Annotated in this window: 9 protein-coding genes; 7 read left to right on the top strand and 2 right to left on the bottom strand. The window is 74.6% G+C overall.

Going from position 1 to position 12,279, the window contains the following annotated elements; all coding sequences use genetic code 11:
- The first annotated feature begins 65 nt into the window (after positions 1-65).
- Genes AFB00_RS26465 through meaB form a run of 3 tightly spaced genes read left to right on the top strand, consistent with a single transcriptional unit; the run spans position 66 to position 5,220 of the window.
- The gene (locus AFB00_RS26465) at positions 66-1,979 is read left to right on the top strand and encodes a methylmalonyl-CoA mutase family protein (RefSeq protein ID WP_068799430.1); all 1,914 of its coding nucleotides are present in this window, start codon (positions 66-68) and stop codon (positions 1,977-1,979) included.
- Positions 1,976-4,189: a methylmalonyl-CoA mutase gene (gene scpA, locus AFB00_RS26460; protein ID WP_197519666.1), complete on the top strand. Its 2,214-nt coding sequence runs from the start codon at positions 1,976-1,978 to the stop codon at positions 4,187-4,189. Before AFB00_RS26465 ends, scpA begins: the two co-directional genes overlap by 4 nt.
- On the top strand, positions 4,189-5,220 hold the full coding sequence (gene meaB, locus AFB00_RS26455) for a methylmalonyl Co-A mutase-associated GTPase MeaB (protein ID WP_068799429.1): 1,032 nt from the start codon (positions 4,189-4,191) through the stop codon (positions 5,218-5,220). The genes scpA and meaB overlap by 1 nt, the downstream gene beginning before the upstream one ends.
- A gap of 45 nt (positions 5,221-5,265) precedes the next feature.
- On the opposite strand, the gene fdhA is transcribed toward meaB, so the two are convergent.
- Entirely contained in the window at positions 5,266-6,480 is a 1,215-nt protein-coding gene (gene fdhA / locus AFB00_RS26450) for a formaldehyde dehydrogenase, glutathione-independent (protein ID WP_068799428.1), read from the bottom strand.
- Positions 6,481-6,700: 220 nt separating this feature from the next.
- Here fdhA and AFB00_RS26445 point away from each other — a divergent pair, with 220 nt between their 5' ends.
- The 4 genes from AFB00_RS26445 (at position 6,701) to AFB00_RS26430 (ending at position 10,074) form a co-directional block, all read left to right on the top strand.
- Complete coding sequence (locus AFB00_RS26445; RefSeq protein WP_068799427.1) at positions 6,701-7,819, top strand: VanZ family protein; 1,119 nt, start codon at positions 6,701-6,703, stop codon at positions 7,817-7,819.
- A gap of 34 nt (positions 7,820-7,853) precedes the next feature.
- A complete protein-coding gene (locus tag AFB00_RS26440; protein ID WP_068799426.1) occupies positions 7,854-8,450 on the top strand; it encodes an NAD(P)-dependent oxidoreductase in 597 nt (198 codons plus the stop codon).
- A 104-nt stretch (positions 8,451-8,554) separates the two neighbouring features.
- Positions 8,555-9,265, top strand: coding sequence for a DUF742 domain-containing protein (locus AFB00_RS26435; protein ID WP_083275848.1), 711 nt, complete (start codon positions 8,555-8,557; stop codon positions 9,263-9,265).
- A 20-nt stretch (positions 9,266-9,285) separates the two neighbouring features.
- Entirely contained in the window at positions 9,286-10,074 is a 789-nt protein-coding gene (locus AFB00_RS26430) for an LLM class F420-dependent oxidoreductase (RefSeq protein ID WP_068799425.1), read from the top strand.
- 11 nt (positions 10,075-10,085) lie between these two features.
- Here the strand turns inward: AFB00_RS26430 and AFB00_RS26425 are convergent, their stop codons facing one another.
- Entirely contained in the window at positions 10,086-12,227 is a 2,142-nt protein-coding gene (locus AFB00_RS26425) for a putative bifunctional diguanylate cyclase/phosphodiesterase (protein ID WP_156819734.1), read from the bottom strand.
- Positions 12,228-12,279: the final 52 nt, after the last annotated feature.

The raw sequence follows: 12,279 nt of genomic DNA, 5'->3' as shown, positions 1-12,279 counted from the left end.
GCGCCGGGTGCAGGCCCGGAGCCGGGCAGGCGACGACGCCAGCCGCGGACCGGTGAGGAGATCGCATGACCGACCAGGCACCCGACCCGGACGGCCCGCCGGAGCCCGACGACCTGGTGCTGGCCGGTGCGTTCGACCCGGTCACCCGGGAGCAGTGGACCGCGGCCGCCGACGCCGTCGTCCGCAAGGGCGGCCGCATCCCCGAGGGCGCCGCGCCCGGCGCCGGGGTCGAGGCGCTCACCCGCACCTCCGCCGACGGCATCCGGGTGGCGCCGCTCTACGCCGCCGAGGACGTCCGCGACCTGCCCGACCCCGGGGTGCCGGGCAGCTGGCCGTACACCCGGGGAGCGCTGGCCGACGGCCACGTCCCGGAGGGCTGGGACATCCGGCAGCGGCACACCGGTACGGACCCGGCGGCGGTCCGCGAGGCGATCCTCGCCGATCTGGAGTGCGGGGTCGGCTCGATCTGGCTGCGGGTCGGTCCCGGCGGGATCGCGGTCGACGACCTGGACCGGACCCTGGAGGGGGTGCACCTCGACCTGGCCGGGGTCGCGCTGGACACCCCGGGTGCGGGCGCCGCCGGGGCCGCGAACGCCTATCTCGACCTCGCCGCGGGCACCGGCGTCGAGGACGCCGACCTGCTCGGCTCGCTCGGGCTCGACCCGATCGCGCAGCGGGCCCGCACCGGCTCCGGCTCCGGCGACCCGGCCGAGGTCGTGGAGGTCGCCCGGCGGGTGGCGGGGAGTTTCCCGCTCGTGCGTGCCGTGACCGTGGACGCGACCGTCGTCCGCTCGGCCGGTGGCTCCGACGCCCAGGAGCTGGGCTGGTCGCTGGCGGCCGGCGTCGCCCACCTGCGGGCGCTCGTCGCGGGCGGGCTGGAGGTCGCCGCGGCGGCCCGGGTCATGGAGTTCCGCTTCGCGGCCACCCCCGAGCAGTTCCCGACGATCGCGAAGCTGCGCGCCGCCCGCCTGCTGTGGGCCCGGGTGCTGGAGGCCAGCGGCACCACGGACGTGCCGCAGCGTCAGCACGCGGTGGTCGCCGAGGCGCTGTTCTCCCGCCGGGACCCGTGGGTGAACATGCTCCGCTCCACCGTCGCCGGGTTCGCCGCGGGCGTCGGCGGGGCCGACGCGGTCACCGTCCCCCCGTTCGACGCCGCGATCGGCGCCGCCGAGCCGTTCTCCCGGCGGATCGCGCGCAACACCCAGAGCCTGCTCATCGAGGAGTCGCACCTCGCCAGGGTGATCGACCCGGCCGGCGGCTCCTGGTACGTCGAGCACCTCACCGACGACCTCGCGCGGGCCGCGTGGGAGTTCTTCCAGGAGATCGAGGGGGCCGGGGGAGCGGTCGCGGCGCTGGAGTCCGGGCTGCTCGCCGAGCGGACCGCCGCCGTGCGGGCCCGGCGCGAGTCCGACGTCGCCCGCCGGAAGACCCCGCTCACCGGGGTCTCGGAGTTCCCCGACCTGCACGAGAAGCCCGTCGAGCGGGCCCGGCGCGCGCCCGAGGACGACGGCGGCCTCCCAGTGTACCGGCCGGCCGCGGCCTACGAGGTCCACCGGGACCGGGCGGACGCCGTCCGGGCGCAGACGGGCTCCCTGCCCACCGTGTTCCTGGCGACGCTCGGTCCGCTCGCCACCTACACCGCCCGCGCCGGGTTCACCCGCAACCTGCTCGGCGCCGGCGGGATCGACGCGACCGAGGCGGGGCCGACGGAGACGGCAGAGGACGTCGCCGAGGCGTTCCGCGGGACCGGCACGACGGTCGCGGTGCTCTGCTCGTCCGACACGCTCTACGCCGAACGGGCCGAACCGGCCGCGGCCGCACTGCGCGCGGCCGGCGCGACCCGCATCCTGCTGGCGGGCCGGCCGAAGGAGGAGGTGCCCGGCGTGGACGGCTACCTGTACGCCGGGTGCGACGCCCTCGCGGTCCTCGACGACGTCCACACCGCACTCGACGCAGACGCCCGGGAGGGATCGAAGTGACCGGCATCCCCGACTTCACCGAGGTCCCGCTGCGGTCGGCGACGACGCCGTCGACCGGCTGGACCGGCAGCGCGCCGACCTGGGACGCGCCGGAGGGCATCGGCGTGCGGCCGCTCTACACCGCGCGCGACCTCGACGGCCTGGACTTCCTCGGCACCTACCCGGGCATCACCCCGTACCTGCGCGGGCCGTACCCGACGATGTACACCAACCAGCCGTGGACGGTCCGGCAGTACGCCGGGTTCTCCACCGCCGCCGAGTCCAACGCGTTCTACCGGCGCAACCTCGCCGCCGGGCAGAAGGGCCTGTCGATCGCGTTCGACCTGGCCACCCACCGGGGCTACGACTCCGACCATCCGCGGGTCGGCGGCGACGTCGGGATGGCCGGGGTCGCGATCGACTCGATCCTCGACATGCGCCAGCTGTTCGACGGCATCCCGCTGGACCGCATGTCGGTGTCGATGACGATGAACGGCGCCGTGCTGCCGGTGCTCGCGCTCTACATCGTCGCCGCCGAGGAGCAGGGCGTCGCCCCGAAGGCACTGACCGGGACCATCCAGAACGACATCCTCAAGGAGTTCATGGTCCGCAACACCTACATCTACCCGCCGCAGCCGTCGATGCAGATCATCTCCGACATCTTCGGCTACACCTCGGCGAACATGCCGAAGTTCAACTCGATCTCGATCTCCGGGTACCATATCCAGGAGGCGGGGGCGACCAACGACCTGGAGCTCGCCTACACCCTCGCCGACGGCGTGGAGTACCTGCGTGCGGGGGTGGACGCCGGGCTGGACGTCGACACGTTCGCCCCGCGGCTGAGCTTCTTCTGGGCGATCGGCATGAACTTCTTCATGGAGGTCGCCAAGATGCGGGCGGCGCGCCTGCTCTGGTCGAAGCTGGTGAACCGGTTCGAACCGCAGAACGCGAAGTCGCTGTCGCTGCGGACGCACTCCCAGACCTCCGGCTGGTCGCTGACCGCGCAGGACGTCTACAACAACGTCGTCCGCACCTGCGTGGAGGCGATGGCGGCCACCCAGGGGCACACCCAGTCGCTGCACACGAACGCGCTGGACGAGGCGCTGGCCCTGCCGACGGACTTCTCCGCCCGGATCGCCCGCAACACCCAGCTGCTGCTGCAGCAGGAGTCCGGCACCACGGACGTCGTCGACCCGTGGGGCGGCTCCTACTACGTCGAGCGGCTCACCTACGACCTCGCGCGCCGGGCCTGGGCGCACATCGAGGAGGTCGAGTCGGCCGGGGGCATGGCCGCCGCGATCGACGCCGGCATCCCGAAGATGCGCGTCGAGGAGGCCGCGGCACGCACCCAGGCCCGGATCGACTCCGGCCGCCAGCCGGTGATCGGCGTGAACAAGTACGCCCTGACCGCCGACGAGCAGATCGACGTGCTGAAGGTCGACAACGCCAACGTGCGGCGCGAGCAGCTGGAGAAGCTGCGGACCCTGCGGGCCGAACGTGACGATCGGGCGCTCGACGACTCGCTGCGCCGGCTCACCGGCGTCGCCGAGAAGATCGCCGAGGGCGGCCGCCGCGACGACGCGGACAACCTGCTCGGCCTGGCCGTCGACGCCGCCCGGAACAAGGCCACCGTCGGGGAGATCTCCGACGCGCTGGAGAAGGTGTTCGGGCGCCACGCCGGTCAGATCCGCATCATCTCCGGTGTGTACTCCGCCGAGGCCGGGCAGAACCCGGCGATCGACCGTGCCCGGGAGCTGGTCTCCGACTTCGCCGGGCACGAGGGCCGTCAGCCCCGGATCCTGGTCGCCAAGATGGGCCAGGACGGCCACGACCGCGGCCAGAAGGTGATCGCGACGGCGTTCGCCGACATCGGGTTCGACGTCGACGTCGGGCCGCTGTTCCAGACCCCGGCCGAGGTCGCCAAGCAGGCCGTCGAGTCCGACGTGCACGTGATCGGCGCCAGCTCGCTGGCCGCCGGGCACCTCACGCTGGTCCCGGAGCTGCGCAGCGAGCTCGCCGAGCTGGGCCGCGAGGACATCATGGTGGTCGTCGGCGGCGTGATCCCGCCGGCCGACGTGCCCGAGCTGCTGGAGATGGGCGCCGCGGCGGTCTTCCCGCCGGGCACGGTGATCGCCGAGGCCGCCGTCGACCTGCTCGGCAAGCTCGCCGTGGCCCTGGGCCACGACGAGGGCGACGCGGCCGCCGCTCCGGGGAGCGTGTTCGCGGACTGATGGGCAGCACCGAGCCGGTGGCCGAGCCCGCACCCGCGCCGGCCCGCGCGCCGCGGCGGGTGCCGGACCCCGCGGCGCTCGCCCGCGGGGTGCTCGCCGGTGACCGCACGCTGCTGGCCCGCGCGATCACCCTGGTCGAGTCCAGCCGTCCGGATCACCAGCAGGCGGCCCAGGAGCTGCTGCTGGAGCTCACCCCGCAGGCGGGCCGGGCGGTGCGGGTCGGCATCTCCGGGGTGCCGGGGGTGGGGAAGTCCACCTTCATCGAGGCGATGGGCACCCGGCTCACCGCGGCCGGGCACCGGGTCGCGGTGCTGGCCGTCGACCCGTCCTCGACCCGCACGCGGGGTTCGATCCTGGGCGACAAGACCCGGATGCCGCGGCTCGCGGTCGACCCGGACGCGTTCGTCCGGCCGTCGCCGTCGGCCGGGACGCTCGGCGGGGTGGCCCGCCGGACCCGGGAGACGATGGTGGTGATGGAGGCCGCCGGGTTCGACGTCGTCCTGGTGGAGACGGTCGGTGTCGGGCAGTCCGAGACGACCGTGGCCGGCATGGTCGACACGTTTCTGTTCCTCACCATCGCCCGTACCGGCGACGCCCTGCAGGGGATCAAGAAGGGCATCCTGGAGCTGGCCGACGTGGTCGCCGTCAACAAGGCGGACGGGCCGCACGAGCAGGACGCGCGGGCCGCCGCCCGCGAGCTGGCCGGTGCGCTGCACATGATGACGCCGACCACGTCGCTGTGGCGGGCGCCGGTGCTGTCGTGCTCGGCCCAGACCGGGAAGGGCCTGGACAAGGTCTGGGGCAAGGTCACCGAGCACCGCGCCGCGCTCGACCGCGGTGGCGAGCTCGCGACCCGGCGGGCCGACCAGCAGGTCGAGTGGATGTGGCAGATGGTCCGCGACCGGCTGATGGACCGGGTGCTGCGCGACCCGGCCGTCGCCGGGCAGCTCCCGTCACTCACCGCGGAGGTCCGGGGCGGCGGGCTCACCCCGACCCTGGCGGCGCAGCGGATCCTCGACGTCCTGGGCTGAGCCGTTCGGGCGCGCCGTGCCGATCGGCACGGCGCGCCCGGACGGTCAGGCGGGAACGGACCCGTGCGGGTCGATGACGTACTTGCGGGCCACACCGCCGTCGAACTCCTGGTAGCCGCGCGGGGCGTCGTCCAGGGAGATGGTCGTGGCGTTGACCGCCTTCGCGATGTCGGCCCGGCCGGAGAGGATGGCCTGCATCAGGCGGCGGTTGTACTTCTTCACCGGGCACTGGCCGGTGGTGAGGCTGTGCGACTTGGCCCAGCCCAGCCCGATCCGCACGCCCAGGGTGCCCTCCTTGGCGCCGTCGTCCGCCGCGCCAGGGTCGCCGGTGACGTAGAGCCCGGGGATGCCGAGCCCGCCGCCGACCCGGGTGACCTCCATGACCGAGTTCAGCACGGTCGCCGGGGCCTCCGCGGCGTCCTTGCCGTGCCCCCTCGCCTCGAACCCGACGGCGTCGACGGCGGCGTCGACCTCCGGTTCGCCCAGCAACTGCTCCAGCTGCTCGGGCAGGGTCCCGTCCGCGGACAGGTCGACGGTCTCGCAGCCGAAGCTGCGCGCCTGGGCCAGCCGTTCGGGGATCATGTCGCCCACGACGACGGCGGCCGCTCCGAGCAGCTGCGCGGCGTGTGCCGCGGCCAGGCCCACCGGGCCCGCCCCGGCGACGTAGACGGTCGACCCGGTCGTGACCCCGGCGGTGACCGCGCCGTGGTAACCGGTCGGGAAGATGTCGGAGAGCATGGTCAGGTCCAGGATCTTCTCCAGGGCCTGGTCCCGGTCGGGGAAGCGCAGCAGGTTGAAGTCGGCGAACGGGACCATCACGTACTCGGCCTGGCCGCCGATCCAGCCGCCCATGTCGACGTAGCCGTAGGCGGCACCGGGCCGCGCCGGGTTGACGTTCAGGCAGACCCCGGTCTTGCCCTCGTCACACATCCGGCAGCGCCCGCAGGCGATGTTGAACGGTACCGAGCAGATGTCGCCGACCTTCGCGAACAGCACGTCGTCGCCGACCTCCACGACCTCGCCGGTGATCTCGTGACCGAGCGACTGGCCGACCGGGGCGGTGGTGCGGCCGCGGACCATGTGCTGGTCGGAACCGCAGATGTTGGTGGTGACGATCTTCAGGATCGCCGCGTGCGGCGCCCTGCGTGCGATGCCGAGGCCGTCGACGACATCGTCGGGCAGTTCGAGCTTCGGGTAGTCGATCGACTCGACGGCGACCTCGCCGGGCCCCTTGTAGACGACGACGCGATTGTCGGGCATGGAGTGCTCCCCTCTCCGCGGACGTGCGGCCGCGCATCCGGCCGTACGGCGGCGCCGCACCCGCACCCCCTCCCGGGCATCCCGGGACCGGCCACGTCGCCTCCCCGCCCACTCTCGCAGCTCGTGCGGATGTGCGCACACGGCGATGGATGTCGGCCCGGGGGCGTGAACGCCCGGTCGCCCGAACGGGGCGGGTCACCACCGGATAGGTTCCGCAGCCGTGACCGAACGGATCATCCCCGCCGTGCTGGCCGTCGGCATCGGGGCGGCGATCGTGCTGGCCGTGCTCGTGCCGATCGTCGCCCTGTCCTACCGCAGGCGCGGCGGCTTCGGGACGCGCGACCTGCTCGTCGTCGCGGCGATCCCGGTCTACGGGCTCGCCCTGCTGAGCTACACGCTGCTGCCGCTGCCCGGTGTCGACGACGTCGCCTCGTTCTGCGCCGGACGCTCGCTCGAGGACGTCCTGCAGCCGCGTCCGTTCCAGTTCGTCGCGGACATCCTCCGGCTGTCCGCCCGGCAGGAGGTCACCGGCCCGCGGGCCTGGGTGGCGAACTCCGCGGTCCAGCAGGTCGTGCTCAACGTCGCGCTGTTCGCCCCGCTGGGCTGGCTGCTGCGCGGGCCGTTCCGGCGCTCGCTCGGCACCGTGGTCGCCGCCGGCCTGGGGGTGTCGCTGCTCATCGAGGTCACCCAGCTCACCGGGAACTGGTTCCTGTTCCCGTGTGCCTACCGCCTCGCCGACGTCGACGACCTGATCGCGAACACGGCCGGGGCGCTGCTCGGCGGGCTGCTCGCCGCGCTGGTGCGGCCCCGGCGCGACGGCGCGGTCGTCGATCCCGACCGCCCGGCGCCGGTGACCGTGTCCCGTCGCCTGCTCGGCGTGCTGTGCGACGTGCTCGCCGTCTGGTCGGCCGGGATCCTGCTCGGCGCCGTCCTGCTGGGGGTGGCCGCGGCCGGTGGCATGAGCCCGCTGCCGGAGTGGTTCGACGGCGCGAACCAGACGCTCGGGTTCTGGGTGCCGCTGCTGGCGTTCCTCGCGATCCCGATGATCGGCGACGGCGGAACGGTCGGACAGCGCGCGGTCCGCTTGCGGCCCGCCACCCCCGACGGCGGCGTGCCGCCCCGCGGCCGGCGGCTGCTGCGGGCGCTGCTCGGCACCGGGGCGTTGCTGCTGCTGTCCGGCCCGTCCGGTGCGCTGGGACTGCTCGGCACGCTGTGGGGGCTCGTCAGCCTGGTCGCGCTCGTCCGCACCCGGGCGCACACCGGCCTGGCCGGGCGGATCACCGGCCTGACGATGGTCGACGCCCGCGAGCACGACCGGGAGCCGGTGCGAGTCCCCTGACCGGGCCGGCCGGGGGAGAGGGCATCATCGCCGCATGACACCGTCCGGTCCGCCGCTGCCGCCGCCCCGCCCGGTGATCGGGATCCTGCATCCCGGGGTGATGGGCGCCGCGCTCGGCACCGCGTTGCGCGCGACGGCCGGGGCGGTGATCTGGGCCGACGCGGGCCGCACCCATGCCACCGCGAAACGCGCCGAGATCGCCGATCTCGTGGCCGTCCCGGACGTCGGCGCGCTGGCCCGCCGCGCCGACGTCGTCGTGTCGGTCTGCCCGCCGGACGCGGCGCTCGCCGTGGCCCGGGAGGTGGCCGCCGGCCTGGCCGACCGGGTCGGGGGGCCGCCGCTCTACGTGGAGGCCAACACGGTCGCACCCGGGACCGTGCGGGAGATCGCGGCCCTGCTCGGCCCGTGGACGGTGTGCGACGCCGCGATCATCGGTCCACCCTCCCGCACCGCCGGGACGACCGAGATCCTCCTCGCGGGCCCCGGCGCGGCCGCCGTCGCCGGCCTGTTCGCCGGATCGGTGTTCGGGACCAGCGTGCTCGGGACCGGCCCGGACGACGTCGGCCGGGCGAGCGCCCGCGCCACCGGGCCCACGTCACACGGCCGTCACGCGGGCGACACCGCTCGGTAGTACCGGGGAGTCACCCTGTGTGCCTCCCCGCATCCGGATCGTGACCATGATCGTCATCTCCGCGTCGTGGGGCGACCCGCACGGCGAGCACCCGGAGGACGCGCATGGCACGGTCGGAGATCGGGCGGACGGGTGCCCGGTTCGGTGCCCCGCAGCAGGCTCCCGATCCGGACGACCACCGTGGCCCCGGGCCCGACGATCCGCCGGACGTCCCCGCCGCGCACGAACCGGATCCGGCCGCACCGGAGGAGGACCTCGTCGGCGTGACCGGGGCCCGGTTCGGCGGGCACTCCGCGCGCCGCCGTCGCCGGTCGCGCCGCGCCCGCGCCGCCGACGCCCCGGCCGGCCGCACCCCGGGCGAGGTCCCGGCCCCGCCGGAGGACACCGCGGTCCCGGCCGGACCGGTGACGACCGGCGGTGCGCCGCCCGACCGGTGGACCGGCCCACCGGCTGCGGAGACCGACGATCCGGGCCCGGTGGGGCGCACGGTCACCGCGCGCCCGTACGTGCTCACCGGAGGCCGGACCCGGGTCCGGCGCGAGCTGCGGATCGAGACGCTGGTCTCGGTGCGCCCCGGGCCCGGCCCGGCCCGTCCGGAGAGCCGGGAGCGGGCTGCTGTGCTGGCCCTGTGCGCCCGGGCGCGCTCCGTGTCGGAGGTGGCGGCACTGGCCGGGGTGCCCCTCGGTGTCGCCCGCGTCCTGATCGACGACCTCGCGGCCGAGGGCCGGCTCACGGTGCACGGCGTCTCCTCCGCCGAGGACGGGCCGAGCCTGGAGCTGATGGACCGGGTGCTCGCCGGGCTGCGGCGGATCTGAACCCGTACCACCATGGATGCATGACCGACTCGCGTCCCGTCCGGATCGGGCTCCAGCTGCAGCCCCAGCACGCCGACTACGACGACATCCGGCGCACCGTCGCCGCCGTCGAGGAGGCGGGCGCCGACATCGTCTTCAACTGGGACCACTTCTTCCCGCTCTACGGCGAGCCCGACGGCAGGCACTTCGAGTGCTGGACGATGCTGGGGGCCTGGGCCGAGGCCACCTCCCGGGTGGAGATCGGCGCGCTGGTGACCTGCAACAGCTACCGCAACCCGGAGCTGCTCGCCGACATGGCCCGCACCGTCGACCACATCTCCGGTGGCCGGCTGATCCTCGGGATCGGCGCCGGCTGGTTCGAGCGCGACTACGACGAGTACGGCTACGAGTTCGGCACCGCCGGCGGCCGGCTGCGGGACCTGGCCCAGGCACTGCCGCGGATCCGGGACCGCTGGACGAAGCTGAACCCGGCACCGACCCGGGACATCCCGGTGCTGATCGGGGGCGGCGGCGAGCGCAAGACCCTGCGCTACACCGCGGAGCACGCCACCATCTGGCACGGGTTCGGCGACGCCGAGACCGTGGCCCACAAGTGCGGCGTGCTCGACGCGCACTGCCGCGACATCGGGCGCGACCCGGCCGAGATCGAACGGTCCACCGCGGTCCGGGGCGCGCCCGGGGAGGCCGGTCCCGAGCTGTACGACGCGGGCGTCCGCCTGTTCACCGTCGCGCAGGACGGCGACGGCGGGTACGACCTCGGCCTGCTGCGGGACTGGATCGCCTGGCGCGACGAGCGCAACGCCGGCTGACCGGCGGCCGGTCAGAGGTCGCGCAGGAACGGGTCCCGCACGAGGTCCGGGATCCGTTCCGGGGCGACCGCCGGGGCGTAGTACCAGCCCTGGGCGTTCGCGCAGCCGTACTCGCGCAGCCGGGCCGCCTGGTCCCTGGTCTCCACCGCCTCCGCGGTGACCTCCATGTCCAGCGCCGAGGCCAGCGAGATCAGGGTCCGCAGGATCACGTCGTCGCGCTCGGCCGGGCCGGCGACGAAGTGCCCGGCGAGCTTGAGCACGTGCACCGGCAGGTGCCGCAGGTAGGCGAGGTTCGAGTACCCGGTGCCGAAGTCGTCGATCGCGATCCGGACACCCATCCGGTCCAGCTCGCGCAGCGTGGCCAGCGGCCGGCCCGGCGAACCCATGAGATCGGACTCGGTCAGCTCGATCTGCAGCCGGCCCGGCTCCCAGCCGTGCCGCTCCAGGGTGGCGGTGACGTCGGCGACCAGATCGGACTCGGCGATCTGCCGCGCGGCGACGTTCACGCTGATCAGCAACGGCTGTTCCGGGTTCGCGTCGGCCCACAGCCGTCCCTGCCGGCAGGCCTCGTCGAGTACCCGTCTGCCGAGCGGCACCACCAGCCCGGTCTCCTCGGCGAGCGGGATGAACCGGTCCGGGCCGAGCAGCTCGCCGTCCGGGCGCTGCCACCGCACCAAGGCCTCGACCCCGACCGTCTGCTCGTCGGACAACCGCACCAGCGGCTGGTAGACCACCCGGAAGTCGTCGCGTCGCAACGCTTCGGGCATCTGCGAGGACAGCTCGAAGCGCCGGACGTCGGAGCGGTACCGCTCGCGGTCGTAGAGCACGTAGCGGCCCCGGCCCGCGCGCTTGGCGGAGTAGAGCGTCGTGTCGGCGGCGCGCATCAGCTCGTCCGGGCCGAGCTCGCCGTCGTGCCGCACCACGCCCACGCTGGCCGAGATCACGATGTCGCGGCCGTCGATCCGCACCGGGCGGCGCACCGTCCCCAGTGCCCGGCCGGCGATCTCCTCCAGCTCGGCCCGGTCGGCGCTCCGTTCGACCAGCACGACGAACTCGTCGCCACCGGTACGGGCGACCAGGTGCGGTTCGAGCGCGGCCTGCAGCCGGTGCGCGAGCACCGCGAGCAGCTGGTCACCGGCCTGGTGCCCGAGGGTGTCGTTGACGACCTTGAACCCGTCGAGGTCGAGGTAGCAGACGCCGGGGCGGGCACCGTCGTCGGCGTCGCGCTCGATCGACTCCGACAGCCGGCCGAAGAACAGCGACCGGTTCGGCAGCTCGGTCAGCGGGTCGTGCAGGGCCTGGTACTCCAGGCGGTCCTGCAGCTCGCGCGACTCGGTGACGTCACTGAGCACCGCGACCAGCAGCCGGGCGGCCCCGCCCGGCTCGCGCAGGGCCGTGACGACGGCGTCGACCCAGATCTCGGCGCCGTCCGTACGGCGCAGCGGGCGCATGATGCGCAGCCGGTCCAGTGAACCGTCCAGCAGCCGCGGGCGCTCCGCCCAGATCTCGGGCGCCTCCTCCCGGGAGACGAAGTCGTGCACGGCCATCCCGGCGAGGGTGGTGCGGCTGTAGCCCAGCATGGTGGCCGCGGCCTGGTTCGCCTCGATCGACCATCCCGACGGGTCGAAGATGACGATGCCCACGGCCGCGGACTCGAACATCGCGGTGAACCGGGACTCCGACTCCCGCCGGGCCCGCTCGGCGGTCACCCTGGCGTCCAGCGCGGCCCGGGCCACCTGCTCGTGCTCGACCAGCGCCTGGTTCCGCGTCGCCTCGGTGTAGCCGCGCGCGAACGCCGCCTGCACGGCGACCATCCGCCGGACCCGGGCGGCGGTGTCCGCGGCCGGTTCGAGATGGGCGCCGACGAGCTGCAGGCTCGTCTCGAGGCAGGCCGGATCGGTCAGCCGGGCCCGGATCAGCTCCCGCCCGACCGCCGCGGGGACCGTGGGGTCGAACCGGTCGGCGAGCGCGGACTCCCGGATCCAGGCGGCGAGCCGGTCGGTCAGCGGACGCAGCTCCGCGGCGCCGGAGACCGAGCGCCGGGCCAGCTGGGCCGACCACGGACCGGCCAGCGCGGCGTCCGTGGGGAGCCCGTGCGCGACGAGGGCGCGCCCGTGATCGACGCGTGCAGCGGCGACGTCGGCCTGCTGCATCCACCGCCCCCGTTCGTCCCCGGCGGAGGTACCACCCCCGTACTCGCGCACA

This window comes from Pseudonocardia sp. HH130630-07, assembly GCF_001698125.1.
Classification (GTDB): domain Bacteria; phylum Actinomycetota; class Actinomycetes; order Mycobacteriales; family Pseudonocardiaceae; genus Pseudonocardia.
This window is presented reverse-complemented; position numbering and strand designations above follow the sequence as displayed.

Excerpts from the sequence above, each read along its gene's own strand:
- AFB00_RS26465 (WP_068799430.1), top strand. The coding sequence starts at position 66 with ATGACCGACCAGGCACCCGACCCGGACGGCCCGCCGGAGCCCGACGAC.
- meaB (WP_068799429.1), top strand. The coding sequence starts at position 4,189 with ATGGGCAGCACCGAGCCGGTGGCCGAGCCCGCACCCGCGCCGGCCCGC.
- fdhA (WP_068799428.1), bottom strand. The coding sequence starts at position 6,480 with ATGCCCGACAATCGCGTCGTCGTCTACAAGGGGCCCGGCGAGGTCGCC.
- AFB00_RS26440 (WP_068799426.1), top strand. The coding sequence starts at position 7,854 with ATGACACCGTCCGGTCCGCCGCTGCCGCCGCCCCGCCCGGTGATCGGG.
- AFB00_RS26435 (WP_083275848.1), top strand. The coding sequence starts at position 8,555 with ATGGCACGGTCGGAGATCGGGCGGACGGGTGCCCGGTTCGGTGCCCCG.
- AFB00_RS26430 (WP_068799425.1), top strand. The coding sequence starts at position 9,286 with ATGACCGACTCGCGTCCCGTCCGGATCGGGCTCCAGCTGCAGCCCCAG.
- AFB00_RS26425 (WP_156819734.1), bottom strand. The coding sequence starts at position 12,227 with ATGCAGCAGGCCGACGTCGCCGCTGCACGCGTCGATCACGGGCGCGCC.